Below are 25498 nucleotides of genomic sequence, written 5' to 3' on the forward strand. Positions count from 1 at the left end.
GGGGGGGAGAGGGGCAGCGCGACGGGGCGGGTTTCACACCTGTCGCCACTCTTCCGGATACGGCGCTCCCCTCTCCCGACCCCCTTCGGGGGCCACCCTCCCCCGCGGAGGGGGGAGGGAGCGCGCGCGTTGCAGTGGCGCGTGACAACCCAAGCACCGCCCCCGCCGGCGACGTCCACGCCAGCCCGTCGGTGCGCCAGCTCGCCCGCGAACTCGGAATCACCCTCGACCGCGTGCTCGCCACGGGTCCCAAGGGGCGGATCCTGCGCGAGGACCTGCACGCCTTCGTCAAGGCAGCGCTCCAGGCCCCGGCCCAGGCGCCGGCCGCCCCCTCGGGCATCGGCGCCGGCCTGCCGCCCTGGCCGCAGGTGGATTACGAAAAGTTCGGCCCGGTGCGGCGCGAGCCCCTGTCGCGGATCCAGACAATCTCCGGGGCCAATCTCAGCCGCAACTGGCTGACCATCCCACACGTGACCAATTTCGACCGGGCCGACGTCACCGAGATCGAGGCGTTCCGGGTCGGACTCAACACGGAGACGCGGACACCGCCGGCGCGGGTGACCATGGTGGCCTTCCTGATCAAGGCCGCCGCCCTCGCGCTGCGGGCCTATCCGCGCTTCAACACCTCCCTGGAGGGCTACGACCTCGTCCTCAAGGACTACGTCCATGTCGGCTTCGCGGTGGACACCCCGAAGGGCCTGATGGTGCCGGTGGTGCGCGATTGCGACCGCAAGGGCCTGATCGAGATCGCCACCGAGATGGCGGCGCTCGCCGACAAGGCCCGGGCCGGCAGCCTCTCGGGCTCGGAGATGCAGGGCGGCTGTTTCTCGGTATCGTCGCTCGGCGGCATCGGCGGCGACGGCTTCACCCCGATCATCAACGCCCCCGAGGTCGCGATCCTGGGCGCGGCGCGCTCGCGCACGGAGGCGGTCTGGGACGGCAAGGCGTTTCAGCCGCGCCTGATCCTGCCGCTCAGCCTGTCCTGGGACCACCGGGTCGTGGACGGCGTCGCCGCCGCCCGCTTCCTTGGCCACATCGCGTCGGTCCTGTCGGACCTGCGCCGGGCCGTGCTGTGACGGACGCCGCCATGACCGAGACCCGCGAGATCCGCGTCCCCGATATCGGCGACTTTTCCGGCGTGCCCGTCATCGAGATCCCGGTGGCGCCGGGGGACGCCATCGCGCGCGACCAGACCCTGCTGGTGGTCGAATCCGACAAGGCGACCCTCGACATCCCCGCGCCTTTCGCCGGCCGATTGATCGAGATCCTGGTCGGCCTCGGCGACACCGTCTCGGCCGGAACCCTGATCGCCCGCGTGGCCAGGGAGGCGGAGACGACAGCGTCCGTCGATGCGCCCGCCGTCGCGCCCCCGGATGAGTCCTGCGACGTCCTCGTGATCGGCGGCGGGCCCGGCGGCTACGCGGCCGCTTTCCGGGCCGCGGACCTCGGGCAGCGCGTGATCCTGGTGGAGCGGGAGGCGACGCTGGGGGGCGTCTGCCTGAATGTCGGCTGCATACCCTCGAAGGCGCTGCTGCACGTGGCCGCCGTCACGGAAGAAGCCGGTCGCCTCGCCGCCCACGGGATCAGCTTCGGCCCGCCGGCGATCGACCTCGACAAGCTCCGGACGTTCAAGGCCGGCACCGTGCGGCGCCTGACCGACGGGCTCACCCAGATGGCGCGCCAGCGCAAGGTCGAGGTCGTGCGCGGCACCGCGCGCTTCACCGGGGCGAACACGGTCTCGGTCGCGCTGCAGGCGGGCGGCAGCCGCGCCGTCGCGTTCAGGAGCGCCATCGTGGCGGCGGGCTCGTCGCCGGTGTCCCTGCCGATGCTGCCGGACGACCCCCGCATCGTGAACTCGACGGGCGCGCTGGAGCTACCGTTCGTGCCCCGCCGCCTGCTGGTGATCGGCGGCGGCATCATCGGCCTGGAGATGGCGACGGTCTACAGCGCGCTCGGCGCCCGGGTCGACGTGGTCGAGCGCCTGCCGAACCTGCTGGAGGGGGTGGACCGGGACCTCGTGGCGGTCTGGACCAAGCGCAACGCCCACCGGTTCGACCGGGTCCTGACCGGCGCGGAGGTTGTCTCGGCCACCGCCACCCCGGACGGCATCGCCGTCACGCTCGCGGGCGAGCCGGAGCCGCGGGTCTACGACCTCGTACTCCAGGCCGCGGGTCGGCGTCCGAACGGCGATGGGCTGGGCCTCGACGCGGCGGGCGTCGCGGTGGAGCGCGGCTTCGTGCCCGTGGATTCGCAGATGCGGACCACAGTGCCGCACATCCTGGCGGTGGGCGACCTCGTCGGGCAGCCGATGCTGGCCCACAAGGCGGTCCACCAGGGCCACGTCGCCGCCGAGGTGGCGGCCGGCCACAAGGCCGGGTTCGACGCCGCGGTGATCCCGTCGGTGGCCTATACCGATCCCGAGATCGCCTGGGCCGGCCTCACCGAGACGGCCGCGAAGGCCGCCGGCCGGGCCGTCGCGGTGGCGCGCTTCCCCTGGGCCGCCTCGGGCCGGGCCATCGTCAACGGCGCCGATTACGGGCTGACCAAGCTGCTGTTCGACGCGGAGACGCAGCGGATCGTCGGCGGCGCCATCGTGGGGCCGAACGCGGGCGACATGCTCGGCGAGATCGTGCTCGCCATCGAGATGGGCGCCGACGCCACCGACATCGGCCGCACGATCCACCCGCACCCGACGCTCGGCGAGACCATCGGGCTCGCGGCCGAGGCGGCGCTCGGCCTCTGCACCGACCTGCCGCCAGCCCGGCGGTAGCAGCGGCCTCGACCCAAAGGCCGAGGTTGGGTAAACGTTCGCCCGCGAGGCCGGACGCGCCCGACCGGGCGTGAGACCAACAGGACGCCTCCACCCGGGGGGATTCGGGCCGAGACGACGCGGTGGACCGAATTACGCTCTCCGGGGATTCCCGATGCCCAGACTCACCTTCGCCGCCCTTGATCCACGGGCCGTCAGACGCTGCGTCGCCTTCCTGGTCCGGCGCGACTGGGCGCTCCATCTCGGTCTCGCGGCGGCGCTGGCGGGCCTTCCGATGAGGCCGTCGGCGGTCGCGGCGGAGGCTCCGGCCGCGACCCAGCCGCAGGCCGCGCTGATCGCCGCGCTGCAGGGCCGCGTGCTGGCGGCGCACAGCGCGACCCTGGCGCTGGAGAGCTGGTGCGCCGACCACAGGCTCGCCGGCGACCCGCACCTCGTCGCCCGGCGCATGGACGTGGCCGACAAGCCGCTCAGCGCCGCCCAGCGTGCCCGCCTGGCGATCGGCCCCGACGAGCCCGTGCGTTACCGCCGGGTCCGGCTGGCCTGCGGCGACCGGGTGCTGTCGGAGGCGGACAACTGGTACGTCCCGGCGCGCCTGACGCCCGAGATGAACGCGACCCTCGACGGCACCCGCACGCCCTTCGGCCGGGTGGTGCGCCCCCTGGAGCCGACCCGGCAGACCATCGCGGTCCGCCCCTTCGCGCAGCCCGCGGCGCCCGGCCCCGACGACAAGCTGTTCGAGATCGACGCCGTGCTCTCCACCGGGGCCGGACAACCGTTCTGCGAGGTCGCCGAGACCTATCTGGGCGGTGCGCTGCCCGAAGCGTCGCGGTAAGACGGCGTCCCACAGAATCGGTTCGGGAGGATGAGGATGCGGCGTTCGGTTTCGGCGCTACTTGCGGTCTCGGCGGCTCTGGCGTCCGGCGGCCCGGCCCTGGCGGCCGATCCCGCGGGCCTCTGGCTGACCGAGACCGGCAGCTCCCGGGTGAAGGTCACCCCCTGCGGCGGCGGCTATTGCGGCACCATCGTCAGCGCCCCCGGCAAGGCGCTGGACGCCAAGAACCCGGACCCGGCCCTGCGGGGCCGCAGCGTCGTCGGCGTGCAGATCCTGAACGCCCCCCAGGCGGACGGATCGGGCTACAGCGGCTCGCTCTACAACCCGAACGACGGGAAGACCTATTCCGGCGCGCTGCGGCTGACCGGCCCGAACGCCCTCGAAGTCTCGGGCTGCGTGATGAGCGTGTTCTGCAAGCGCCAGACCTGGACGCGGGTGAACTGACCCGCTTCGTGACCCGGACGATTCGCGCCGCCGCCCGCGCAACCTGTTTGGTCGGACCGGCCTCCGCCCGAGTGATCGCATCCCCGACCGGCACCGTGGTCGTCGTGCCGCCCGGCCCCCCGGGGTGGTGACGCCGCAATCGAACGCCACCGGTGCCGAGAGCGCCCTCACCGACTCGCCGACGGGACGGCCGGCGGACTCGATCTCCAACGATTCCGCCGCTGCCGGCAACGCCAACCAGTCCTCGCAGGTCGCCCCCAGGGCGGAGGCGGCGGGCAGTAGACATACCTCGCCAGGGCCTGTCCCGGACGCGTCGTTTGCGTTCGGGGCAACCTCCGAAGGTGGCGCCACCAGCCCCTACGCGGTGTTTAAGCCGAAGTCGGGATTGTGTTGTCCCGCTTGACCAGTGCCCCTGGTCTTTACAGACGCCGTCCTGAAAACAGCCTCTTCATCCCGGCGCGCCGTAGGCGAGCCCGGGATGACAGGGTAGCGGCTGGAATGCGCGCGGAAACCTTGGATCCGTGAGGACAGTGGGTGCCGTGGCTTCAGGATGGGGGTGGGACCGTCCCACTATCCTCAAGCCGCGTCGGTCAGCGCCTGCTCGATCGCGTCGAGCGCCGCCTCGGCACCGGCACCGTTGGGGCCGCCGGCCTGGGCCATGTCGCGACGGCCGCCGCCACCCTTGCCGCCGAGCGCGCCCGCCCCGGCCCGCACCAGCCCGACCGCGTCGTAACGGCCGGTCAGGTCCTCGGTGACGCCGACCACGAGGCCCGCCTTGCCGTCGGCCGCGACCCCGACGATCGCCACGATGCCGGAGCCCAGGCGCTTCTTCTCCTCGTCGATGATCGGCTTGAGGTCGCGCATGTCGAGCCCCTCGACCACCGAGCGCCGGAATGCCACGCCGCCGATCTCGCTCTGGCGGGCGTTGGACCCCGATCCGGTCTCACCGCCCATCGCCAGCTTGCGCCTTGTGTCGGCGAGCTCCCGCTCCAGGCGACGCTTGTCCTCCATCAGCGCGGTGAGGCGGTCTGGCGCCTCCGCGACCGGGGCCTTCAGGATGCCGGCCAGCGCGGCCAGCGTGCGGGCCTCCTCGGCCCGGTGGCGGCGCGCCGCGTCGGCGGTAAGCGCCTCGATCCGGCGGACGCCGGCCCCGACCGCGCTGTCGCTGACGATGGTGATCGCCCCGATATCGCCGGTGCGCCCGGCATGGGTGCCGCCGCACAGCTCGATGGAGAAGTTCTTGAGCCGGCCGCGGTCGGTCTCGGCGCCGGACGCGTCCACCGGCAGGCCCATCGAGACGACCCGGACCTCGTCGCCGTACTTCTCGCCGAACAGGGCCCGGGCGCCGGACGCGATGGCGTCGTCCACGGCCATCAGCTTGGTCACCACCGGGGCGTTCTGGAGCAGCACCGCGTTGGCGATGTCCTCGACCCGGGCCAGCTCGTCCGCCTCGATCGGCTTCGGATGGCTGATGTCGAAGCGCAGCCGCTCGGGGCTGACCAGAGAGCCCTTCTGGGCGACGTGGTCGCCGAGAACCTGCCGCAGGGCCTCGTGCAGGAGGTGCGTGGCCGAGTGGTTGGCACGGATCGCCTTGCGGCGGGCGTGGTCGACCTTCAGCTCCACGGCCTGTTCGAGCCCGAGGGTACCCGCCTCCACGCTGACGTGGTGGACGAACAGGTCCCCGAGCTTCTTCTCGGTGCCGGTGACGCGGACCTTCAGGCCCGCCGCCAGGATCAGGCCGGTATCGCCGACCTGTCCGCCGGATTCGGCGTAGAACGGCGTCTGGTTGACCAGCGCGAGGCCGGTCTGCCCCGCCTCGAGGCTCTTCACCTCTGCTCCGTCGCGCAGCAGCGCGGTCACGATGCCCTCGGCGGCCTCGGTCTCGTAACCCAGGAACTCGGTGGCGCCGACGCGCTCGCGGATGCCGAACCAGACCGTCTCGGTGGCGGCCTCGCCGGAGCCCTTCCAGGCCTCGCGCGCCGCCTGCTTCTGGCGCTGCATCGCGGCCGTGAACGCCTCGGTGTCGACCCCGATGCCCCGGGCCTTGAGGGCGTCCTGGGTGAGATCGAGGGGGAAGCCGTAGGTGTCGTACAGGGTGAAGGCGGTGTCGCCCGAGAGGTTTTCGCCGGCCTTGAGATCGCGCGTCTCGGAATCGAGGATCGACAGACCCCGTTCCAGGGTGCGGCGGAAGCGGGTCTCCTCCAGCTTCAGGGTCTCGCCGATCAGCGCCTCGGCGCGCATCAACTCGGGATAGGCTTGGCCCATCTCGCGCACCAGCGTCGGCACCAGGCGGTACATGGTCGGCTCGCGGGCGCCGAGGATCTCGGCATGCCGCATGGCCCGGCGCATGATCCGGCGCAGCACGTAGCCGCGCCCCTCGTTGCCCGGCAGCACGCCGTCGGCGACCAGGAACGAGGCGGCGCGCAGGTGGTCGGCGATCACCCGGTAGGACGCCATCGTGGCGGGCTCGGGCGCCCGCGAGACGGCGTGCGCCACGGCGTCGATCAGCGCCTTGAACAGGTCCGTGTCGTAGTTCGAGTGCACGCCCTGGAGGATCGCGGCCATGCGCTCCAAGCCCATGCCGGTATCGATCGAGGGCCGGGGCAGCGGGTTGCGCACCCCCGGCTCCAGCTGCTCGTACTGCATGAACACGAGGTTCCAGAACTCGAGGAAGCGGTCGCCGTCCTCGTCCGGGGAGCCGGGCGGTCCGCCCTGGAGCGCCGGGCCCTGGTCGATGAAGATCTCCGAGCACGGGCCACAGGGGCCGGTGTCGCCCATCTGCCAGAAGTTGTCGGAGGTCCCGATCCGGATGATCTTCTCATCCGGGAAGCCGGCGATCTTTTTCCACAGGTTCGCGGCCTCGTCGTCGTCGGCGTAGACGGTGACGAGCAGCCGGTCGGGCTTGAGGCCGAATTCCTTGGTGATCAGCGTCCAGGCCAGCTCGATCGCGCGGTCCTTGAAGTAGTCGCCGAACGAGAAGTTGCCGAGCATCTCGAAGAACGTGTGATGGCGCGCGGTATAGCCGACGTTGTCCAGGTCGTTGTGCTTGCCGCCGGCCCGCACGCACTTCTGCGCCGTGGTCGCCCGGTCGTAGCCGCGCTTTTCCACGCCCGTGAAGACGTTCTTGAACTGCACCATGCCGGCGTTCGTGAACATCAGCGTGGGATCGTTCTTCGGAACGAGGCTCGAGGAGGGCACGGCCTCGTGTCCCGCACGCGCGAAGAAGTCGAGGAAGGTCGACCGGATCTCGTTGACGCCGCTCATCGGGGCAGAACTCTAAGCAGGGCTCAAGGGACTGGGCCGCCACCCGTTTCAGGCGCGACCCGCATGCCGCCCTCTTAAGGACGGATCAGGCCCGAGTCACGGGCGCCCCGCCGCGAAATCACCCCGGCCCGCCCCATCGCCGCCACAAGCACGGCCGTGTTGTCGCCACATCTGTCAAGCGATGGTGTGTCCGTGGCGCCGTCAAGGGCGCGTGAGGATTCGGGTAGACGATGCAGGGCCGCACGGTCGGATCGCCGAGGAACGTCACGGGTCAGCAGGGCCGGTTCGGCTCCGGCCGGGCCGATGCCATCACCGCACAGCCGATGCTCGGCCGTGCCCACGGGAGCGTCCCAGCGCTGGCCCGCTCGGTGCTGACGATATCGCTGATCGCCGGCGGCCTCAGCGCCGCGCTGATCGGCTCGGGGGTCGATCTCGGCAAGGTCGGGCTGAGCCAGGCGGTCTCCTCCGCGCAGGCCGCCACCGAGCCGCCGATGCCGCGCCCGCGCATCCACACCGTCGCTCTCAGCGAGGAGCTGGAGCGGACCCCGCTGCGCGCGTCTGCGAGCTTTGCCGCCGTGCACGACCTCGACACCGCCGTAGGCTCCAACGGCGTCGACCGCGTGTCCTACGATTTCCTGCTCTCGGAGAGCGCCGGCGGCGACCCGAACGACATCCTCGAATTCGGCCCGATGAAGATCCGGCGCCACCTGGTGCAGACGATCGTGCGGGCCGCCCAGGCGGTGCAGACCGACCCGGTCCTGCTCATGGCGGTGGCCGACAAGGAGTCGAGCTTCGTCACCGCGGTCCAGGCCAAGACCTCCTCGGCCACAGGCCTCTATCAGTTCATCGAGCGCACCTGGCTCGGCGTGGTCCGCGACTTCGGCGCCAAGTACGGGCTGGAGAAGGAGGCCGCGCTGGTCACCGCCGACGCCAACGACCGGCCGGCGATCACCGACGCCGCCGAGCGCGCCCGGGTGCTCGAGTTGCGCCGCGACCCCTATCTCTCGGCGCTGATGGCCGGCGAGATGCTGAAGCGCGACGCCGGCCGCATCGCCCAGCGCATCGGCCGCGAACTCACCCTCGGCGAAGTCTACCTCGCCCACTTCCTGGGCGCGGACGATGCCGGGGAGTTCCTGGCCAACGTCGTCAACAAGCCGGCCGCCGCCGCGGCCGTGCTGCTGCCCGGCCCGGCCCGGGCCAACCGCTCGATCTTCTTCGCCGCCGGACGCTTCGTCGGCCGCGGCCGGCACCGCAAGCCGGCCAGCCTCTCGGTGGCGCAGGTCCACGAGAAGTTCGAGGCGATGATGAGCACCCGCGGCACGCGGTACCAGAACGTCCAGGCGGTCTCGGGGATCATGGCCTACGCGGACGCCGCCACCGGCGTCGCCACGCAGTAACAGCACAGCGAGCGGGCCTCTATTCGCGGTCTCGCGCGCAACTCCCGGCGTCCCGTCGACGTTCGTCCACAAGCGCCGCGCTCACCTGCGGCGTGACACGGAGACTTCGGGGGAAGTTCTTGAGAAAGCCTCTGACGGGCACGGCCGCGCCGCTCACCGATACGCTCTCGCCGAGCAGCATGCCGCTCGACCAGATCGGGCAGACGCTGGCGTCGATCTACGACGACCTCATGTCGGAGGGCGTGCCGGAACACCTTGCCGCCCTGGTGCGCCGGGTGCGGCAGGCCGAGGTCGAGCCGTCCGTCGCTCCGACGCCGAGCCCGCAGGCCGCCGAGGCGGCGAGCCCGCGCCTGGCGCTGGTGGTCGAGGACGACCCGCAGCTGCGCGCGCTGGCGGAGACTCTGCTGGAGGAGACCGAGCTCGAGGTCGTCGGCTGCGACAGCGCCGAGGCCGCCCTGGTCGTGCTCCAGGCCCGCGGCGGCGACGTCGCCCTGGTCTTCGCCGACATCCAGCTCGCGGGCGCCATGACCGGTCTTCAGCTCGCCCGCGCGGTGGCGACCCTGTGGCCCCGGGCCCGCCTGGTGGTCACCACCGGCCAGGGCGCCCGCCGGCCGGACCTGCCGAGCGAAGCGGTGTTCATCGCAAAGCCCTGGCGCCCCTTCGACGTGCTGGTGGAGGCCGAGCGGGCGACCACGGATCCGGCACCGCCGGTCACCTGAGACGGCGACAGGCCCGGCCCTTGCATTGACGGTCGACGTATCGGCGCGAGGAGCCTCCAGTTTGCCGATCCTGTCCGTCCGTCACCGCACGGTCTACCGGTACCGGCGCCCGGTCGCCTTCGGCGAGCACCGGATCATGTTCCGGCCCCGGGACAGCTACGACCAGCGCCTGATCGAGGCCTCACTCGAGATCACACCCGAGCCCACGGCCCTGCGCTGGATGTTCGACGTGTTCGGCAATTGCGTCGCGGTGGCGACCTTCGGGGGCCGGGCCGAGACCCTGACCTTCGTGTGCGGGATCACCCTCGACCACACCCCCGAGCACGCCCCGGTCTTCCCGCTGGCGCCCCACGCCACCCATTACCCGTTCGGGTACGGGGTCGAGGACATGCCCGACCTGTCCCGGTCGATCGAGCGGCAATGGCCCGATCCGCGCCACGAGGTCGATGCCTGGGCGCGCAGCTTCATCCCGGCCGACGGCCGGATCCCGACCCAAGAGCTGCTCGCCGACATGACCCGGAGCGTGCGGGCGAACTTCACCTACCTCGCCCGCTCCGAGAAGGGCGTGCAGGAGCCGCTGACGACCCTGCGCAGCAAGCGCGGCTCGTGCCGGGACTTCGCGGTGCTGATGATGGAGGCGGTCCGGGCGCTCGGCATGGCCGCCCGGTTCGTCTCCGGATACCTGTATAACCCGCGCAACGACCGCGCCCGCCATGTCGGCGGCGGCTCGACCCATGCATGGCTGCAGGTCTACCTGCCGGGCGCCGGCTGGATCGAGTTCGACCCGACCAACGGGATCGTCGGCAACCGCGACCTGATCCGCGTGGCGGTGGCGCGCGATCCGGCGCAGGCCGTGCCGCTGCACGGCTCGTTCTTCGGGCTCGCCAGCGACGATCTCGGCATGCGGGTGGACGTCGATGTGGTCGAATTGCCTGACGACGAGGCACGAACACCAGGATTTGAAGCTCATCCGCCGATCGTGGCGCGTTGAGCCCGCGGATCCGGATGGAACATGCGGGGCGACCCGCCGGGGCGAGAGGACAGCAGGTGGCCGCGATGAAGATCAGGACGGGTTACGATATCGGCTTCAGCCTGACCCAGCCCACGCCCATGGTCCTGATGCTCAGCGTCCATCCCTCCCGGATGCCCGACCTGCTGACCCCGCAGGAGATCCGGTTCGATCCGTGGGTCCCGTCGCATACGTACCGGGACGTGTACGACAACGTCTGCCATCGCATCGTCGCGCCGCCCGGCCTGATGACGATCTCGGCCGACTTCACGATCCAGGATTCCGGGCTCCTCGACGCCTACGTCCCGGAGGCCCAGCAGATCCCGGTCCAGGACCTGCCGGACGACGTGATGGTCTTCCTGCTGGGCTCCCGCTACTGCGACACCGACAAGCTCTCCCAGACGGCCTGGTCGCTGTTCGGCAACACGCCCGAGGGCTGGGCCCGGGTGCAGGCGATCGTCGCCTACACGCACGAGCGCATCCGGTTCGACTACCAGCGCGCCGACGCGACCCGCACCGCCCATGACGGCTTCATGCAGCGCGAGGGCGTCTGCCGCGACTTCGCGCATCTCGCGGTGGCGTTCTGCCGGTGCATGAACATCCCGGCCCGCTACGCCACCGGCTACCTCGGCGACATCGGCGTGCCGAAGGACCCGGCGCCGATGGATTTCTCCGCCTGGTTCGAGGTCTACCTCCAGGGACCCGACGGCCCGCGCTGGTACACGTTCGACGCGAGGCACAATCGCCAGCGGATCGGCCGCATCGTCATGGCCCGGGGCCGCGATGCCACCGACTGCGCGATCTCGACCAATTTCGGCTACGCCCACCTGGCGCGCTTCGACGTCCACACCGACGAGGTCGCGTGACGCGTCGGTGATCACGAACGATGGTTACTGATGTTCGGAGCGGGGCGATGCAGAGCGCAGAGTGTGGCGCGCGGCACGCGCGAACCCGCTTACGTATTCCAACGTCAGCGAAAATCTTCTTCGGCGGGTGGAACTGCCAACCTATGCTCACGCTTGTAATAGCAAAGGTTATCGCACAGGCAGGCACACCATGAAGACCTCGGCCACCGCCCTCGCGGCGCTCCTTGCCGCAACTGTTCTGTCCGCCGCGCCGGCGCTGGCCGCCCCGGCCTACGATCCCTTCGGCACCAACGGCGCCGAGGAGTATTACTCGGATCCGGGCCAGTACGGGTACCAGGGCACCCCGGGCTACGGCCAGGGCGTGCAGGACGCGCCGCAGGCGCAGGTCCAGCCGATCCCCCGCGAGATCGTGGCGTTCAACGCCCCCTACGCGCCGGGCACGATCGTGGTCTCCACCGCCGAGCGCCGCCTGTACTACGTGATGGGTAACGGCGAGGCGATCCGCTACGGCGTCGGCGTCGGCCGGCCGGGCTTCAGCTGGAGCGGCGTCAACAAGGTCACCGCCAAGCGCGAGTGGCCGTCCTGGACGCCCCCGAAGGCCATGATCGCCCGCCGCCCCGACCTGCCGCGCTACATGGCCGGCGGCATCGAGAATCCGCTCGGCGCCCGCGCCATGTATATCGGCAGCACCGAATACCGCATCCACGGCTCCAACGAGCCGGACACGATCGGCCAGGCGGTGTCTTCGGGCTGCATCCGGATGACCAACGACGACGTCACCGATCTGTACGAGCGTGTGAAGGTCGGCGCCAAGGTCGTCGTGCTGAACTGAGCTGACGACGGATCCGGATCTTCGGTACCCGCCTCATCGTGAGGCTGAGGGTGAGGTGATCCGGGCGCACAGAGCTTTCTAGGCATGAAGCCGGCCGGTCACCGTCGTGACCGGCCGGCTTTTTCGTTGCCGAGCACCTGTCGGCGCCGCATCGAGGCACGCCGGCGACGCGATCAGGCCGAGGATCAGTCCGGCTCGCTTCAGGCTCGTGCGTGTCATGGCGCGACGGCTCCTCAATGCCCTTCGGGTTGATGGCGAAGTCTTCCATCAAGAGGCCGCCATCGCTCATGGCGGCTGCGACGGGCTCCCTCTCCCAAGCGCGAGAGGTTTGGGGTGCGAGGCGCGCCGCTTACGCCGGGGTCGCACCCATCACGCTGTTCCGATCCCGGGCGGGGGACGGGTCCCGCGACCGATCAGCAGCGGTTTCCACCGGCGGTCTGGCCGTACTGCTTCACGGGACGCGTCTGCTGGTTGGCGTTGCCCTCGGCCGCCGAGCTCATCGGACAGCCCTCGTAGTAGGGGTTGTCGTGGACGCCGAGGCCGAGCGAATGCGTGGCTTCGACGTCGTAGGGCGCAAAGCCGGTCCAGCGGGCACCGTTATCGGCCATGGCAGACGAAACCGGGGCAACGCCAAGGAGAAGGGCGGTGACGGCGGCGGCGATACGGGTCTTCATAAATAAACTCACGCTCTTACAAGTACGGTTCGATTGGTCGAACCCGCTTCCTCTTGCTTGAGACTGATATGGGGACGCCAACGCCATCGTGACGTGCCGGCGCGCACGCACCGGTGGGGATTAAAAATTTGCGGCGCCTGATCGCGACTGCGCGCGTATTGCGCCGCCATTTTACAACTTTTGATAATGCCGCGTGCCGCGCGTGTATCGGAACGGCGGCGTCAGGCGAACACGGCGATCGTGGGCTTCGACAGGTTCCGCCCGTGGAGTCCGGATCGGCGCCCCGTCCATGCATCGCACCGATCGTTCCGGTTCTCCGATGCGAAGCCCGGACTGAGAACGCGCCTTATCCCGCGTTCACCACATCTCGATGAAGGCTAGAGAACCTTTGCCCGCACCGTGGTGACGACGATCTCGGCCACGATCACCACCGCGAAAATTGCGGCCAGCACCACGGCGACCTGATCCCAGTAGAGCAGATTCAGCGCCGTATCGAGCGCGACCCCGATGCCGCCTGCCCCGACCAGGCCGAGGACGGCGGATTCGCGGATGTTGATGTCCCACCGGAACAGCGCGATCGACCAGAAGGCCGGCTTCACCTGCGGCCAGTAGCCCATCAGCAGCGTGGCCCGCCGCCCGGCGCCCGCAGCCTGCAGGGCCTCGATCGAGCCGCGGTTCGATTCCTCAAGCGCCTCGGCCAGGAGCTTGCCGGTGAAGCCCACCGAGCGCAGCGCGATCGCCAGCGTTCCGGCGAGCGGTCCCGGGCCGAACACCGCCACGAACAGCAGCGCCCAGACCAGGGAATTCACAGACCGGGAGGTCACGAACACGAACTTGGCGAACAGGTTCAGGGGGAGGCTGGGGGTGATGTTGCGGGCGGCGAGCAGCCCGATCGGCACCGCGATCACGATGGCGATCAGCGTGCCCAGCGTGGCGATGTGCAGGGTCTCCACCAGCGCGCGCAGCGTCGGCCCGATATAGCCGGCATCCATCGGCCACATCCGGCCGAACAGGTCGGCCATCTGGTCGGGGGCGTCGTAGAGGAACTCCGGGATCACCTCGATCGTGCGCAGGCTCGCCACGAAGGCGGCGACGGCGAACAGCGTGAAGGCGAGCCGTGCCACGCGCTTCCACGGCGAGAAGCGCTGCCAGCGCCGCGGGGGGGCCGCCAAGGCCGTGCCGGCGCTCACTGGAACACCTTCCGGGCCCAGCCCGAGACGATCTCGGCCACCATGATCAGCGCCACGATGACGATCAGGATCGCCAGCACCACGTCGTAGTCGAAGCGCTGGTAGGCGGTGAACAGGGTCGCTCCGATGCCGCCGCCGCCGACGATCCCGACCATGGTCGAGTTCCGCAGGTTGGAATCGAGCTGGTAGGTCGCGAAGCCGATGAAGCGCGGCAACACCTGCGGCTGCACGCCCATGATCAGCGTCGACAGGAAGCCGGCGCCGGTCGCCCGCACCGCCTCGACCTGCTTCAGGGAGATCTCCTCGATCGCCTCGGCGAACAGCTTGGCGATGAAGCCGACGGACGCGACGATCAGCGCCATCACGCCGGCCAGCGCCCCGAAGCCGATCGCCTTCACGAACAGGATCGCCACGATGATCGGGTGGAACGACCGGCACAGGGCGATCAGCGCCCGGGTCGGCCACGTGACCCAGGCCGGCATCAGATTGCGGGCGGCCAGGAAGCCGATCGGCAGGGCGATCACGATCCCGATCACGGTGGCGATCACGGCGATCTGCACGCTCTCGACGATGCCGGACTGGATCAGCTCCCACCGGGAGAAGTTCGGCGGGAACATCCGGGCCAGGAACTGCCGGCCGTGGGTGAGCCCGGTGGCGAAGCGCTCGGGCGCAAAGCCGAGCTGGCTGGCGGCATACACCGCGTAGGCCGCAAGCAGCAGCCAGCCGGCCCGGGCGGTCCAGTTGGGGCGGAACGCGACGCGGGCGGCCGCGCTCCGGTCGGCCGGTTGGGGGACGGCGCTCATTCGAGCCAGTTCTCGCCGCCGTAGATGCCGCGCAGGTCGCGCTCGCTCAGGCGATCGGGCGGCCCGTCATAGACGACGTGCCCGCCCGACATGCCGACGATCCGCGTGGCGAAGCGCTGGGCCAACGCCACGTTGTGGATGTTGACCACCACCGGCACCCCGCGCTCGGCCGCGAGCCGGGACAGGATCTCCATGATCTCCACCGAGCTCTTGGGGTCGAGCGACGAGGTCGGCTCGTCGGCCAGCACGATCTCGGGCTCCTGCATGATCGCCCGTGCGATGCCGACCCGCTGGCGCTGGCCGCCCGACAGGGCGTCGGCCCGGCGCGTGGCGAAGCCGGAGAGCCCGACGGACTCGAGGAGATCGAAGGCGCGCTGGATATCGGCCTCGGGGAACCGGCGCAGCCACGCCCGCCAGACCGGCACGTAGCCGAGGCGCCCGCACAGCAGGTTCTCCATCACGGAGAGGCGCTCGACCAGGTTGTATTCCTGGAACACCATGCCGATCCGCCGTCGCGCCCGGCGCAGGGGGCGGCCGGACAGCTTAGCCAGATCCTCGCCGCGGAACAGGATCTCGCCCGCGGTGGGCTGCACCAATCGGTTGATGCACCGGATCAGCGTGCTCTTGCCGGTGCCGGACGGCCCGATGATGGCGGTGAGGCCCGTGCCCGGCACCACCAGGTCGATGCCCCGCAGGACCGGCTGCCCGGCCCGGTATTCCTTGACGAGCCCGCGGATCACCAGGGCGCGCGGATCCTCCGCCCGCACCTCGGTCCCGGGCGCGCGCAGCGCAGCGGACGCGGTCACGGCTTGGGCGCGCCTTCGGCCTTCTTGCGCGCGGCCTCGGCCTCGCGGGCGGCCTCGCGCTCGTAGGCCGCCTTGTTGTAGGGCGTGCCCGACTCCTCCGCGACCTTGCGCACGATGGCCCAGTCCTTGAGGTAGGTGATCGGCGCGAACCGGTCATCGCCCTCGAAATCCTTCACCATGTCGGGCGGGAAGCGGAAGTCGTAGAAGCATTGCTTCAGCTTCTCGGCGAGTTCCGGCTTGAGATCGTGCGCGTAGGCGAAGCCGGAACTCGGAAACTTCTCGCTGGTGTAGATCACGCGGTAATCGTCGCCCTTGATCGTGCCGCGGGCGACCATCCGGTTGAACACGTCGGAGGCCACGGGCGCGGCGTCGTAATCGCCGGTGCCGACGCCGAGCGCGGACTTATCGTGACCGCCCGAATAGACGATCTTGTAATCCTCGCCGGGCTTGAGGCCCTGCTCGGGGAACAGCGCCTTCGGGGCGAGGTTTCCGGAATTCGACGACGGGGCAGTGTGGGCGACGCGCTTGCCCTTGAGGTCGGCCAGGGTCTTGTACGGGCTGCTCGCCTTGACGACGACGATCAGATTGTAGCCCTCGGCCCCCTTCTCGGTCCCCTTGGCGGCGAACGGCACCGCGCCCGCCATGTTCACGGCAAAGCCCAGCGGCCCGGTGGAGAAGCCCGCCACCGTCAGCCGCCCCGAGCGCATCGCCTCGATCTCGGCCGAGTTCGACTGGACCGGATAGTAGACGACGCGCTTGCCGGTGCATTGCGACAGGTGGGCGGTGAACGGCTTGAACGCGTTCTCGTAGACCGCCGGGTCTTCCACCGGCGTATAGGCGAACACGATGACGCTCGGATCGCGGGTCTTGGCCGGGATGTCGGCGACCAGATCCTGGTTCGTGTCGCAATAGGTGTCGTCGAGCTGGCCGCGATTGGCGCATTCGGCGGCCCGCGCCGGCGACAGCGAGCCGAGTCCGCAGAGCAGCGCCAAGGCTGCGCCGTACCGAGCGAGTGTCACGCGTCTCTCTCCCTGCGGGGCGGTGCCACGCGGCCCGCGCCGTCCCGTCGTCACCCGGTTAGGGCGACGTTTCCCTTGCCCAACTTGTAGGTGGCGGGCTTCGGATTACGCAAGGTGGGATGTGCGTGGGCGGCGAACGAAAGCCGGCTTATGACAGGGGCGACGGACGGCGTTTTGATGGAACGCGCCGATCCGCGCGACAGGACATTGCAGAGTCACGCATGACCCGATGCGGGTGGAATCTGCCTGCGGAAGTGCCAGGTTTTTCGCGCATCGGCTCGTGAAGGGCGCGCGTTGCCCCCTCCCCCGCAGAGGGGGGAGGGAGAGTCGCGGTGTCGCCCGTGCCTTCTGCGGTCCCCGAGGTGTGAATCCGACAGTTCGCGTGGGAGAGGAGACTCGCGCTTCATGCGCGAATTCCAGGCCCCGGAGACATTTGGGTGGAGGCGCAGCGGCGATCCTGTTGGGCTTGAAAACCCGCGTCCTCTCAGGGGACCACGCGGCCGACCGCGGTCTGCGGCGGGCTGAACGAGGCGATCGGGAGGTCGCAGAAGCAGCGGACCCCGAGGGGGCGCGGACCCGGAAGCGGGCATGCGAACGGCTTCGGCCCGGTGAGGCCCTGCTGAATGGCATCGCAATTGTAGCCGACCGGCTGGCGCTCACGGCGGCGCGGGGCGGGGCGATAGGGGCCCTCGTCGGCCGGATCGTCGTAACCCGGCGGCGGCGCACCATAGCCACCGCCGTACTGAGCCTGGGCGACGGAGCCCGGAAGCGCGGCGGCGAACGCCAAGGCGGCGAGGGTCAGCCGGAACGGGGCCCGCAGCCCGGATCGGCCGTGTGAGGTGAGGCGCATCCGTGATCCTTTCGCGCGACGCAGGCGCATCGTTCCTGCTCCGGCGGCTCTCGATGGCAATACCGGCGAAAACGAGACGGCCCGCCTCCGGGAAACCGGAAGCGGGCCGCAGAGACAGTTCAAAGCGCGGACGGCGTCAGTGCGACGAGCGGTCGGCGGCGTCCTGGGCGTTCTGGGTCGTCTGCCGGACGGCATCCTGGCCCTGCTCCATGGCCTTGCGGGTCTCGTCGGCGCTCTGCTGCATCGCCGTCTTGGCCCGCTCGGCGCCCTGCTGCATCGCACTCTGAGCGATGCCGCTGAACTCCTTCGCCTGCGCCTGGATGGCGGCGAATTGGCTACGCACGAACTCGGCCTGATGCTGCATGGCCTCCTGCACGTCGCGCGAGCGGACCAGCTTCTGCGCCAAGTCGAACGCGGCGTTCACGTTCTGCTCGGCATATTCGAAGCCGCGGGACGAGACGTCCTGCGCATTGGTGCGGGCGACCTCGGCCGAACCCTGAACGGTGTCGGCGGTGCGGCGGGCCGCGCCGATGAAGCTATCGAACGCCTTGCGGGCCTGATCGACGCTCTTCTCGGCGAAGTCGCGCATCTCGGTCGGGACTTCGTAATTCGGGGGGTTGCTCATGGACGTCTCCTCTCAATTCGGCTGTTGATGGCGCCTTGTGCACTGCACAATAACTGATTCGCCGCCATATGCCACCTGCGCCGTCATCATTAAGGTTGACATGACGTAAACGTGTGACGCTCGGCGCAAGAGTCCAGCGTCGCAACCCAGGTGGCTTTACAATAGGGGTACGGTTGGGCGTGTTTCTCGGGCAAAGCGGGCCGGGGGACGAGGGATCGGGCGTGGGTTCGGGGTCGCGGGCTTTGCAGACGAGACAGACATCGACCGCTGGAGCAGCCGAGGCCGACCTCGTCGCTGCGTTCGCGGCCTGGGCGCGCCTGCCCAGCCTGGCCGCCGCGCTGGCCGACCGAGACGGCCTTCATTTCGTGATCGACCCGGTCGACGGGCGGATCCTGCTCGCCTCGCCGGCGGGACAGGCCCTCTGCGCGGCACTCGGGCAGGCCGACCGCGCGACCCTCGCCGGTCATGTCGCCCGGGCCAACCCGCACGACACCGCGCCCCGGCTCGCGCGCCTCGCCCTCGACGCGAGGCGGATCGCCCCGCCAACGCTCTGCCAGGTCGTCCGCGGGACCCGTGACGACGGCCGGCCGGTCTTCCTGGTGATTCCGACAGCCCCGGTGAAGCTGCCGCGTCCACGACACGGTGTCCCGGCGGCGCGGCAGCCGGAGGCACCCGCGAGCGAACCGGCGCCCGCCGCCGTCCCGGTCGAGGCGCCGGCCCTGAACACGGGGGACCGCTTCCTGTGGCGCAGCGATGCCTCCGGGGCGCTGACGACGCTGACCGGGTCCGAGGGCCTCACCGGCCTCATCGGCCAGCGCTGGCAGGAGCTCGCCGGGACCGGCCGGATCACCGGCGCCGACGGGATGTTCGCGGCGCTTGCCGAACGCATGACCTTCCGCGCCGAGCCGGCCTGCCTGGATCTCGGCGACGGCCCGTTCCAGGTGGAGCTGTCCGGCGCACCACTGGGGCGGGGGGATGCGGCGTTCTCCGGCTTCGGCGGGTTCGGGCTGGTGCGCAGCGTGCCGGCAGCGCTGGGTTCGAAGGCGGCCACGGCCCCGATCGCGCCGGCCGCGGCTCCCGAGCGGTCGCCCGAGCCGGTGCCGGCGCCCGATGCCTCCGCCTTGTCCGTACCGGTGCCGACCGCGCCGGAACCCGCGAGCGTCGAGCCGGCGGCAGCCGAGGCTGTCCCGCCGGCCGAGCTTCCCGCCCCGATCCCGGCCGAGCCGAAGCCCGCGATCACCAGCGTGGAGAGGCAACCGGAGGCGGCTGAGGAGCCGACCGAGACGCCGGCCGACGCCGCTCCCGCGCCCTCCGAGCCGTTCTCCGAGCCGCCTTCCCCTGCCGCAACCGTCGTCGAGCCGCCGCCGCTCTCGACCGACGAGCACGCCGCCTTCCGGGAGATCGCGCGGGCGCTCGGAGCCCGTTACGCCGGCGACGACGCGGAGACCGACATCCCGGCACCCCGGGGCGGCGCGGTCATGCCGTTCCCCGGCCCGCATGCCGGCTTTCTTGCCGGTTCTCTTGCCGATTCCATTCCTGGCTCCCTCGCCGACGGCCCGGAGGCCCGCGAATCCGCGGTCTCGCGCGATCCCGATTTCCTGGCCGGACTGCCGCTGCCGACGCTGGTGCATCGCGACGGCGCGATCCTGGCGGCGAATCAGGCCGCCCTTGCGCTGACCGGCTACGCCGACGTTCCGGCACTCACGACGGCCGGCCTCGAGCGGCTGTTCCGTGGGGTGCCCCAGCCGGACGGTCCGGAGCCGGCCGCGCGGCGGACGGCCGTCGCGGCGGCCGACGGCAGCAGCCGGCCGGTCGAAGTGATGGGCGGCGCCTGCACCTGGGAAGGCCGGCCGGCGACCTGCCTGGTCCTGCGCCCCCTCGACGAGGCCGACCCGGCCGGCGCGCTCACGGCCGAGCGGCTCGCGCGCGCCGCGCAAGCCGAACGCACCGCCGCCGCGGAAGCCGCCCTCGACGCGCTGGAGGCGGGCGTCCTGACCCTCGACGCCGCCGGCCGGATCGTGGCGCTGAACCGGGCGGCCGCCGAGCTGTTCGGGTGCGATCCCCGCGAGATCGTCGGCGGCAGCTTCGTCGCGCTGTTCGATCGGGGGAGCGTGCTGGCCGTGGCCGACGTCCTGCGCGGTGCGGCCGGAAGCCCGGGCTCGGTCTCTGTGGCCGGACGGGCGCTGACGCTCGGCGTCTCGCCCGCCCGGGTCGACGGGCGCCGGGTCGCCGTCCTGAACGCCGCGCCGCCCCTTGCCGCCCAGATTGAGCCGAGCGCCGAGGGGCCGACCGCGGCCTCCGGCGGCGGCCTCGACTCGGCGCTGGCGCGCCTGGATCGGGCCTTCCGGGGTCCGTTGACCGGGATGATCGAGCTGGCGGACGCGATGCTGAAGGAGCCGTTCGGCCCCCTCGGGGACGTGCGCTATCGCGGTTGCCTCGCCCAGATCCGGACATCGGGCGAGCTGATGCTGGAGCGCGTCGGCGAACTCCTCGACCTCGCCACCGTCGAGGCCGGTGCCCTGCGGCTCGATCCGCGCCGCATCGCGCTGAACGACGTGGTGGCCGGCTGCGTCGCGCGGCTCCAGAGCGAGGCCGCCCGCGGCCGGATCGTGGTGCGCACCAGCTTCTCCACCGACCTCGACGACCTGGAGGCCGACGAGCGCTCGGTCAGCCGGGCGGCCTGCCTCGTGATCGAGCACGCGATCCGGCGCTCGGTTGCGGGCGGACAGGTGATCGTCTCCACCGGCTCGACCGAGAGCGCGGCGATCGCCCTGCGGGTGCGGGATACCGGCGCCGGGGCAACGGTGCCCGCCGCCGGATCGGCCGGCGATGTCGAGGACGGCCTCGCCCTGCCCCGTGCCCTGGTCGAGGCCAATGGCGGCCGTCTCAAGCTCTCGGCGCGGCCGGAGGACGGCACGCTGGTGGAGATCATCATGCCGACGCGGCGGGCGGCGAACGGGTGAGTTCGCCCCCCTCGGCGCACTCACCTGACCGTTTCCGCGAAGTATTCGGAAACACCCGGCCGCGGCTGACGTGCATGCCGCCAAGCTCCGCTTGACAGCGCATCGGCCGACCTTCACTCAAGCCTTAAATTGCGCCCAACTTATTTCCGCGTCTTTGTCGGCGGGGAAAGCGGCTTGGCGACGATACCGACATCGCACGATGTAGGCTACGTTACTTTGGAAGTCCTGGCTGCGCGGCCGACGCCGCGATACGATCGGGCACCAAACAGGGATGGAACGCCATGGAAGGCAAGGTCGTCGAGGTGCAGGCTGCGTGGCGTGAGGGTGCTCACGTCGACGACGCCCAATATCGCGCGCTGTACGAGGCGTCGGTCGCCGATCCGGACGCCTTCTGGGCCGAGCACGGCAAGCGCATCGATTGGATGACGCCCTTCACCAGGGTGAAGGACACGAGCTTCGAGCCCGGCAAGATCTCGATCAAGTGGTTCGAGGACGGCAAGACCAACGTCGCCTACAATTGCATCGACCGGCACCTGGAGACCCGCGGCGACCAGACCGCGATCATCTGGGAAGGCGACAACCCGGACGAATCCAAGCACATCACCTACCGGGAGCTGCACGCGCAGGTCTGCCGGATGGCCAACGTCCTGCGCAACCGCGGCGTCGGCAAGGGCGACCGCGTCACCCTCTACATGCCGATGATCCCCGAGGCCGCCTACGCGATGCTGGCCTGCGCGCGGCTCGGCGCGATCCACGCCATCGTGTTCGGCGGCTTCTCACCGGATTCGCTGGCATCGCGCATCCAGGGCTGCACCTCCAAGGTGGTGATCACCGCCGACGAGGGCCTGCGCGGCGGCCGCAAGGTGCCGCTGAAGGCCAATGTCGACGAGGCGATCAAGCGGATCGGCACCGATCTGGTCGAGCACGTGATCGTCGTGCGCCGCACCGGCGGCAGCATTGCCATGGAAGCGGGCCGCGACGTCTACTACGACGAGGCCGCCGAGCAGGTGACCGACCATTGCCCGGCCGAGCCGGTGGAGGCCGAGCACCCGCTGTTCATCCTCTACACGTCGGGCTCGACCGGCCAGCCGAAGGGCGTGGTGCACACCACCGGCGGCTACCTGGTCTACGCCTCGATGACCCACCAATACGTCTTCGATTACCGCGAGGGCGACGTGTACTGGTGCACGGCCGATGTCGGCTGGGTCACGGGCCACAGCTACATCGTGTACGGGCCCCTCGCCAACGGCGCGACCACGCTGATGTTCGAGGGCATCCCGACCTACCCGTCGACCTCCCGGTTCTGGGAGGTGGTCGACAAGCACAAGGTCAACATCTTCTACACCGCGCCGACCGCGATCCGCTCGCTGATGGGCGGCGGCGAAGGTCCGGTGAAGAAGACCTCGCGGGCCTCGCTGCGGGTGCTCGGCTCGGTCGGCGAGCCGATCAACCCGGAAGCCTGGGAATGGTACTACAATGTCGTCGGCGATCGGCGCTGCTCCATCGTCGACACGTGGTGGCAGACCGAGACCGGCGGTATCCTGATCACCCCGCTCCCGGGCGCCACAGCCCTGAAGCCGGGGTCGGCGACAAGGCCGTTCTTCGGCGTGAAGCCCGAGATGGTCGATGCCGAGGGCAAGGTTCTGCAGGGCCCGTGCGAGGGCAACCTCTGCATCGCGGATTCCTGGCCCGGCCAGATGCGCACGGTCTACGGCGACCATGAGCGGTTCGAGCAGACCTACTTCTCGACCTATCCGGGCAAGTACTTCACCGGCGACGGCGCCCGCCGGGACGCGGACGGCTATTACTGGATCACCGGCCGGGTCGACGACGTGATCAACGTCTCGGGCCACCGGATGGGCACCGCGGAGGTCGAATCCTCGCTGGTCGCCCACCCCAAGGTCGCCGAGGCGGCGGTGGTCGGCTACCCGCACAATGTCAAGGGCCAGGGCATCTACGCCTACGTCACCCTCAACGACGGCGAGGAAGGCGACGACGCCCTGCGCAAGGAGCTCGTGACCTGGGTCCGCAAGGATATCGGGCCGATCGCCTCGCCGGACCTGATCCAGTTCGCCCCCGGCCTGCCCAAGACCCGCTCCGGCAAGATCATGCGCCGCATCCTGCGCAAGATCGCCGAGGACGATTTCGGCTCGCTGGGCGATACCTCGACCCTGGCCGAACCTGCCGTGGTCGAGGATCTGATCGAGAACCGGCAGAACCGGCCCTGATCGGCCGGACCGCGCAGGAACGACGAGGCGGGTGCCGGTCCGGCGCCCGTTCCCAACACAAATCACGAACCTTGGTCTCAAGAGGAACCGGAGGGCCGAAGCGCCCTCGCGGGAGGAATACGCCATGAGCGGCTCGACACTCGGCCTTCGCGGGGGCACGGCGCCCCCATCAACCCGCAAGCCCGCCGCGACGGTCGATCCGCAGATCGACCGGATCGTCCGGACCCCGGAATTCAAGCAGCTCGTCACCGAGCGCACCCGGTTCGGCTGGATCCTGACGATCCTGATGCTGGTGGTCTATTTCGGCTTCATCGGCCTGATCGCCTTCGACAAGTCGCTGCTCGCCGTGAAGGTCGGCGGCGGCACCGCCTCGCTCGGGCTGTTCATGGGCGTGTTCGTGATCCTGTTCGCCTTCGCGCTCACCGGCATCTACGTGGCCCGGGCCAACACGCGCTTCGACGCGCTGAGCGACGCACTGAAGCGGAAAGTCGGCCGATGAACCGCATACTCCTCGGCCTCACGCTGGCCACGATCACGGCCTGCGCGGCCTATGCGGCCGGGCCTGACCTCGGCGCCGTCTCGCAATCGGCCACGAACTGGCCGGCCATCGGCATGTTCCTGTTCTTCGTCCTGCTGACGCTGGGCATCACCTACAAGGCCGCCAAGGGCACCAAGTCGGCCGCCGACTTCTACGCCGCGGGCGGCGGCATCTCGGCCGGCACCAACGCCCTGGCGATCGCCGGCGACTACATGTCGGCCGCCTCGTTCCTGGGCATCTCGGGCCTGGTCTACACATCGGGCTTCGACGGGCTGATCTACTCCACCGGCTTCCTGGTCGGCTGGCCGATCGTGCTGTTCCTGATCGCCGAGCGCCTGCGCAACCTCGGCAAGTTCACCTTCGCCGACGTCGCGAGCTTCCGCCTGGACCAGACCGCGATCCGCATCATCTCGGCGGTGGGCACCCTGGTGGTGGTGGCCTTCTACCTGATCGCCCAGATGGTCGGCGCCGGGAAGCTGATCCAGCTGCTGTTCGGCCTGCCCTACCTCTACGCGGTGATCATCGTCGGCGTGCTGATGATCGTCTACGTCGCCTTCGGCGGCATGAAGGCCACCACCTGGGTCCAGGTGATCAAGGCCTGCCTGCTGCTCGGCGGCGCGACCTTCATGGCCGGCGCGGTGCTGCTGAAATACGGCTTCAACCCGGAGGCGCTGTTCGCCAGCTCGGTTCAGGTCCACCCGAAGGGCGACGCCATCATGGCGCCCGGCGGCCTGGTCTCGAACCCGATCGAGGCGATCTCGCTCGGCGTCGGCCTGATGTTCGGCACCGCCGGCCTGCCGCACATCCTGATGCGCTTCTTCACGGTCGCGGACGCTCAGGCCGCACGCAAGTCGGTGTTCTACGCCACCGGCCTGATCGGCTACTTCTACATCCTGACGTTCATCATCGGCTTCGGCGGCATCGCCCTGCTGATGTCGGACCCGAGCTACTTCAAGCTCGGCGCGGCGGGCACCTTCGACAAGCTGAAGGACATGATCGGCGGCACCAACATGGTCGCCGTCAACCTCGCCAACGCGGTGGGCGGCCCGTACTTCCTGGGCTTCATCTCGGCGGTGGCCTTCGCGACCATCCTGGCGGTGGTGGCGGGCCTGACGCTGGCTGGCGCCTCCGCGGTCAGCCACGACCTCTACGCCCAGGTGATCGCCCGCGGGCGCACCACCGAGAAGCACGAGGTCAACCTGTCGAAGCTCTCGGCCGTGGTGATCGGGATCGTGGCGATCTATCTCGGCTACGTGTTCGAGAACCAGAACGTCGCCTTCATGGTCGGGCTGGCCTTCGCGGTGGCGGCGAGCTGCAACTTCCCGGTGCTCGCCATGTCGATCCTGTGGCGCGGCACGACCACCTGGGGGGCGCTCGCGGGTGGCCTCGTCGGGCTGATCTCGGCGGTCGGGATGGTCGTGCTGTCCAAGGCGGTCTGGGTGGTGACGTTCGGGAACGCCGCACCGATCTTCCCCTACGACAACCCGGCCTTGTTCTCGATGCCGCTGGCCTTCTTCACGATCTGGGCCGTGTCGAGCCTCGACCGGTCCCGCAAGGCCCAGCGCGAGCGCGCCGCCTTCGAGGCGCAGTTCGTGCGCTCCGAGACCGGCATCGGAGCGGTGGGCGCGCACGCTCACTGAGCCGAGCCGACGCGGACGGATCGGAGGGC

At 70.2% G+C, this 25498-nt stretch carries 21 protein-coding genes; 13 read left to right on the forward strand and 8 right to left on the reverse strand.

Annotation, left to right across the window (positions count from 1 at the left end; all coding sequences use genetic code 11):
* The 4 genes from AC0IY0_RS17290 to AC0IY0_RS17305 form a co-directional block, all read left to right on the forward strand.
* Positions 1-1076, forward strand: a 1076-nt coding sequence (locus AC0IY0_RS17290) for a 2-oxo acid dehydrogenase subunit E2 (protein WP_471764780.1), incomplete at its 5' end; no start/stop codon positions are given.
* An 11-nt stretch (positions 1077-1087) separates the two neighbouring features.
* Complete coding sequence (lpdA, locus tag AC0IY0_RS17295; protein ID WP_471764782.1) at positions 1088-2770, forward strand: dihydrolipoyl dehydrogenase; 1683 nt, start codon at positions 1088-1090, stop codon at positions 2768-2770.
* A gap of 154 nt (positions 2771-2924) precedes the next feature.
* Positions 2925-3602, forward strand: a complete 678-nt coding sequence (locus AC0IY0_RS17300) for a hypothetical protein (protein WP_419830716.1) — start codon at positions 2925-2927, stop codon at positions 3600-3602.
* Between the two features lie 36 nt (positions 3603-3638).
* Positions 3639-4046 carry a DUF2147 domain-containing protein gene (locus AC0IY0_RS17305; protein WP_471764784.1) on the forward strand — a complete coding sequence of 136 codons (408 nt, stop codon included), beginning with the start codon at positions 3639-3641 and terminating at the stop codon, positions 4044-4046.
* Between the two features lie 576 nt (positions 4047-4622).
* Here AC0IY0_RS17305 and alaS read toward each other — a convergent pair.
* Positions 4623-7310: an alanine--tRNA ligase gene (gene alaS / locus AC0IY0_RS17310; RefSeq protein ID WP_471764785.1), complete on the reverse strand. Its 2688-nt coding sequence runs from the start codon at positions 7308-7310 to the stop codon at positions 4623-4625.
* 230 nt (positions 7311-7540) lie between these two features.
* On the opposite strand from alaS, the gene AC0IY0_RS17315 reads away from it, so the two are divergent.
* From AC0IY0_RS17315 to AC0IY0_RS17335, 5 genes are all read left to right on the forward strand, one after another.
* Entirely contained in the window at positions 7541-8707 is a 1167-nt protein-coding gene (locus AC0IY0_RS17315; RefSeq protein ID WP_147909925.1) for a transglycosylase SLT domain-containing protein, read from the forward strand.
* A gap of 179 nt (positions 8708-8886) precedes the next feature.
* Positions 8887-9426 carry a response regulator gene (locus AC0IY0_RS17320; RefSeq protein ID WP_461232514.1) on the forward strand — a complete coding sequence of 180 codons (540 nt, stop codon included), beginning with the start codon at positions 8887-8889 and terminating at the stop codon, positions 9424-9426.
* 61 nt (positions 9427-9487) lie between these two features.
* Positions 9488-10417 (forward strand): transglutaminase family protein, encoded by a 930-nt coding sequence (locus AC0IY0_RS17325; RefSeq protein WP_147898787.1) that lies wholly within the window; start codon positions 9488-9490, stop codon positions 10415-10417.
* 65 nt (positions 10418-10482) lie between these two features.
* Positions 10483-11301 carry a transglutaminase-like domain-containing protein gene (locus AC0IY0_RS17330; protein WP_147909926.1) on the forward strand — a complete coding sequence of 273 codons (819 nt, stop codon included), beginning with the start codon at positions 10483-10485 and terminating at the stop codon, positions 11299-11301.
* Positions 11302-11491: 190 nt separating this feature from the next.
* Positions 11492-12133 (forward strand): L,D-transpeptidase, encoded by a 642-nt coding sequence (locus AC0IY0_RS17335; protein ID WP_147909927.1) that lies wholly within the window; start codon positions 11492-11494, stop codon positions 12131-12133.
* A 413-nt stretch (positions 12134-12546) separates the two neighbouring features.
* On the opposite strand, the gene AC0IY0_RS17340 is transcribed toward AC0IY0_RS17335, so the two are convergent.
* The 7 genes from AC0IY0_RS17340 to AC0IY0_RS17370 all read right to left on the reverse strand — a co-directional run bounded on the left by AC0IY0_RS17340 (position 12547) and on the right by AC0IY0_RS17370 (position 18100).
* Positions 12547-12807 (reverse strand): hypothetical protein, encoded by a 261-nt coding sequence (locus AC0IY0_RS17340; RefSeq protein ID WP_147909929.1) that lies wholly within the window; start codon positions 12805-12807, stop codon positions 12547-12549.
* 377 nt (positions 12808-13184) lie between these two features.
* Complete coding sequence (gene phnE / locus AC0IY0_RS17345) at positions 13185-13997, reverse strand: phosphonate ABC transporter, permease protein PhnE (RefSeq protein WP_147909930.1); 813 nt, start codon at positions 13995-13997, stop codon at positions 13185-13187.
* The gene (gene phnE, locus AC0IY0_RS17350) at positions 13994-14800 is read right to left on the reverse strand and encodes a phosphonate ABC transporter, permease protein PhnE (RefSeq protein WP_147909931.1); all 807 of its coding nucleotides are present in this window, start codon (positions 14798-14800) and stop codon (positions 13994-13996) included. Before phnE (AC0IY0_RS17350) ends, phnE (AC0IY0_RS17345) begins: the two co-directional genes overlap by 4 nt.
* Positions 14797-15606 carry a phosphonate ABC transporter ATP-binding protein gene (gene phnC, locus AC0IY0_RS17355; RefSeq protein WP_246691993.1) on the reverse strand — a complete coding sequence of 270 codons (810 nt, stop codon included), beginning with the start codon at positions 15604-15606 and terminating at the stop codon, positions 14797-14799. Before phnC ends, phnE (AC0IY0_RS17350) begins: the two co-directional genes overlap by 4 nt.
* Positions 15603-16625 carry a phosphate/phosphite/phosphonate ABC transporter substrate-binding protein gene (gene phnD / locus AC0IY0_RS17360; RefSeq protein ID WP_471764786.1) on the reverse strand — a complete coding sequence of 341 codons (1023 nt, stop codon included), beginning with the start codon at positions 16623-16625 and terminating at the stop codon, positions 15603-15605. The genes phnC and phnD overlap by 4 nt, the downstream gene beginning before the upstream one ends.
* Before the next feature lie 484 nt (positions 16626-17109).
* Positions 17110-17475, reverse strand: a complete 366-nt coding sequence (locus tag AC0IY0_RS17365) for a hypothetical protein (RefSeq protein WP_419830723.1) — start codon at positions 17473-17475, stop codon at positions 17110-17112.
* A gap of 136 nt (positions 17476-17611) precedes the next feature.
* Positions 17612-18100, reverse strand: a complete 489-nt coding sequence (locus AC0IY0_RS17370) for a phasin (RefSeq protein ID WP_147909934.1) — start codon at positions 18098-18100, stop codon at positions 17612-17614.
* Positions 18101-18342: 242 nt separating this feature from the next.
* Here AC0IY0_RS17370 and AC0IY0_RS17375 point away from each other — a divergent pair, with 242 nt between their 5' ends.
* From AC0IY0_RS17375 to AC0IY0_RS17390, 4 genes are all read left to right on the forward strand, one after another.
* The gene (locus AC0IY0_RS17375; protein ID WP_471764787.1) at positions 18343-21063 is read left to right on the forward strand and encodes a PAS domain-containing protein; all 2721 of its coding nucleotides are present in this window, start codon (positions 18343-18345) and stop codon (positions 21061-21063) included.
* A gap of 281 nt (positions 21064-21344) precedes the next feature.
* A complete protein-coding gene (gene acs / locus AC0IY0_RS17380; RefSeq protein WP_147940069.1) occupies positions 21345-23291 on the forward strand; it encodes an acetate--CoA ligase in 1947 nt (648 codons plus the stop codon).
* Between the two features lie 124 nt (positions 23292-23415).
* Positions 23416-23790: a DUF485 domain-containing protein gene (locus AC0IY0_RS17385; protein WP_147909857.1), complete on the forward strand. Its 375-nt coding sequence runs from the start codon at positions 23416-23418 to the stop codon at positions 23788-23790.
* Complete coding sequence (locus AC0IY0_RS17390) at positions 23787-25469, forward strand: cation acetate symporter (protein ID WP_147940068.1); 1683 nt, start codon at positions 23787-23789, stop codon at positions 25467-25469. Before AC0IY0_RS17385 ends, AC0IY0_RS17390 begins: the two co-directional genes overlap by 4 nt.
* The last annotated feature ends 29 nt before the right edge of the window (positions 25470-25498 follow it).

The organism is Methylobacterium sp. AC315, from assembly GCF_979253755.1.

Coding starts and splice junctions, on each gene's coding strand:
- AC0IY0_RS17390 (WP_147940068.1), top strand. CDS start 23,787: ATGAACCGCATACTCCTCGGCCTCACGCTGGCCACGATCACGGCCTGC.
- alaS (WP_471764785.1), bottom strand. CDS start 7,310: ATGAGCGGCGTCAACGAGATCCGGTCGACCTTCCTCGACTTCTTCGCG.
- lpdA (WP_471764782.1), top strand. CDS start 1,088: ATGACCGAGACCCGCGAGATCCGCGTCCCCGATATCGGCGACTTTTCC.
- AC0IY0_RS17315 (WP_147909925.1), top strand. CDS start 7,541: ATGCAGGGCCGCACGGTCGGATCGCCGAGGAACGTCACGGGTCAGCAG.
- AC0IY0_RS17305 (WP_471764784.1), top strand. CDS start 3,639: ATGCGGCGTTCGGTTTCGGCGCTACTTGCGGTCTCGGCGGCTCTGGCG.
- acs (WP_147940069.1), top strand. CDS start 21,345: ATGGAAGGCAAGGTCGTCGAGGTGCAGGCTGCGTGGCGTGAGGGTGCT.
- AC0IY0_RS17300 (WP_419830716.1), top strand. CDS start 2,925: ATGCCCAGACTCACCTTCGCCGCCCTTGATCCACGGGCCGTCAGACGC.
- AC0IY0_RS17370 (WP_147909934.1), bottom strand. CDS start 18,100: ATGAGCAACCCCCCGAATTACGAAGTCCCGACCGAGATGCGCGACTTC.
- AC0IY0_RS17365 (WP_419830723.1), bottom strand. CDS start 17,475: ATGCGCCTCACCTCACACGGCCGATCCGGGCTGCGGGCCCCGTTCCGG.
- AC0IY0_RS17320 (WP_461232514.1), top strand. CDS start 8,887: ATGCCGCTCGACCAGATCGGGCAGACGCTGGCGTCGATCTACGACGAC.
- AC0IY0_RS17340 (WP_147909929.1), bottom strand. CDS start 12,807: ATGAAGACCCGTATCGCCGCCGCCGTCACCGCCCTTCTCCTTGGCGTT.
- AC0IY0_RS17335 (WP_147909927.1), top strand. CDS start 11,492: ATGAAGACCTCGGCCACCGCCCTCGCGGCGCTCCTTGCCGCAACTGTT.
- AC0IY0_RS17385 (WP_147909857.1), top strand. CDS start 23,416: ATGAGCGGCTCGACACTCGGCCTTCGCGGGGGCACGGCGCCCCCATCA.
- phnE (WP_147909931.1), bottom strand. CDS start 14,800: ATGAGCGCCGTCCCCCAACCGGCCGACCGGAGCGCGGCCGCCCGCGTC.
- AC0IY0_RS17330 (WP_147909926.1), top strand. CDS start 10,483: ATGAAGATCAGGACGGGTTACGATATCGGCTTCAGCCTGACCCAGCCC.